The organism is Streptomyces recifensis (assembly GCF_002154615.1).
Lineage (GTDB): Bacteria > Actinomycetota > Actinomycetes > Streptomycetales > Streptomycetaceae > Streptomyces > Streptomyces griseoluteus.
Genome location: NZ_MUNH01000826.1, coordinates 1 through 1,859, shown reverse-complemented (window position 1 = coordinate 1,859; position 1,859 = coordinate 1). Strand labels below are relative to the sequence as shown.

Sequence of the window (1,859 nt, the reverse complement as noted above, 5' to 3'; positions counted from 1 at the left end):
TGTCACCGGCCCGCTGCCGGTGCTGATCTACATCCACGGCGCCGGCTGGGTCTTCGGCGACGACAAGACCCACGACCGCCTCTTCCGCGAACTCACCGTGGGCGCGGGCGCGGTGGGCGTCTTCCCGGTCTACGACCGCGCGCCGGAGGCGAAGTACCCGACCCAGGTCGAGCAGAACTACGCCGTGGGCCAGTGGGTCCTCAAGCACGGCGCGGAGCACGGCATGGACACCTCGAACGTCGCCGTCACCGGCGAGTCCGTCGGCGGCTGCATGTCGACGGTGTTCGCGCTGATGAACAAGGACCGCGGCGGCATCGACCTCAAGGCCCAGTGCCTGCTCTACCCGGTGACCGACGCCGGCTTCGACACGCCGTCCTACGCGCAGTTCGCCGAGGGCTACTACCTCACCCGCGACGGCATGAAGTGGTTCTGGGACGCCTACACCTCCGACCCGTCCCAGCGCTCCGAGAAGTACGCCGCCCCGCTCCGGGCGTCCCTGGAGGAACTGAAGGGCCTGCCGCCCACGCTGGTCATCACCGACGAGGCGGACGTGCTGCGCGACGAGGGTGAGGAGTACGCCAACAAGCTCCGCGAGGCGGGCAACGACGTCACCTCGGTCCGGGTCGCGGGCATGGTCCACGACTTCCTCCTCCTGGACAGCCTGCGCGACACCCGGGCGGCCGACATCGCCCGGAAGATCGCCATCGACTTCCTGGGATCGGCCCTGCACCAGGACGACTGAGGCGGCCGGACGGCGACGTGTTGACGGTGCTTACATTGGTGGCTACGCTGATGTAATCACCGTCAACATGCGTTGCCAGGAGCCACGTCATGCCCTCGTCCCAGCCCCAGCCCGAAACCGTCGAGGTCGGCCTCGGCGGCCGCACGGTCACGGTCCCCAAGGGGGGCCTGTACGACCGATACCGGATGGACACCGATCTCGACGCGGTCGCGCGCGACCCCCGCGTCAGCGGGGTGGACTTCTTCCGGAAGCTGCCCAAGACCAAGGTCGGCTCGCCCATCGGCGAGACCCTCACCCCGAACTTCTACTACCGCATCTCCACCGCCCGGCTCACGATGCTCGCGCCCACCCGCGCCATCCGCACCCGGCTGCCCCGCGAACTGGCCCCGCTGGAAGTCGCGCCGGGCCTGGGCCTCGTCTCCGCGATGTTCTTCCGGTACGACGTGTGCGACATCGACTTCTACACCGAGGCCGCCGTCGGCGTCGCGGTGAAGCCCGCCCGCCACGGCAAGCTGGGGTTCTTCGACCTCGTCTCCGCGCTCAAGAACGAGCACCTCGACTCCTACGTGCTCTCCCTCCCGGTCAGCACCGAGATCGCCCAGGTACGCGGACACGACGGCTACGGCTTCCCCAAGTGGGTGACCGGCCTCGACGTCGACATCGACGCCCACCGCACCACCGCGCGGGTGGCCAACGACGCGGGCGGGGTCGACCTCGCGCTCTCCGCGCCCACCCCGGCCCAGAACAACTACCCCAGCGGCAAGCGCGTCTCGTCGCTCAGCTCGTACACCTCGATCGACGGCGCCTGGCACTCCACCCTCAGCCAGACCAACGTGCTGTCGGCCGGTACCGCCCTCCTCCCGCGTGACCTCCGGCTCACGGTAGGAGAGGGGCGCATGGCCGACGACCTGCGCTCCCTCAAGCCGATGCGGACCGTCCAGTTCGACGTCGTGACCGAGGGGCAGCTCGCCCTGCACATGCCGGTCCCGACCTCCGTCCGTACCCGGTAGACAGGAGCCCCCCATGGCCACCGCCCAAGCCACCCATGCCCCGCTGCCCCCGTCCCTGACGCCGGCCCGGATCGAGCGGCTGGCGGCACGCGTCAGCGCGGCGCCCG

2 protein-coding genes are annotated in these 1,859 nt (G+C 70.1%); both read left to right on the top strand.

Annotated features, from left to right (window positions below; genetic code table 11):
• Positions 1 to 742 (top strand): alpha/beta hydrolase (locus CCN33_RS30070; RefSeq protein ID WP_086696468.1); only part of this gene is annotated, 742 nt, incomplete at its 5' end.
• 89 nt (positions 743 to 831) lie between these two features.
• Positions 832 to 1,752, top strand: a complete 921-nt coding sequence (locus tag CCN33_RS30065; protein WP_086696467.1) for an acetoacetate decarboxylase family protein — start codon at positions 832 to 834, stop codon at positions 1,750 to 1,752.
• Positions 1,753 to 1,859: the final 107 nt, after the last annotated feature.

Bases quoted from the DNA above. Each gene is read 5' to 3' on its own strand.
- CCN33_RS30065 (WP_086696467.1), top strand. From the start codon at position 832: ATGCCCTCGTCCCAGCCCCAGCCCGAAACCGTCGAGGTCGGCCTCGGC.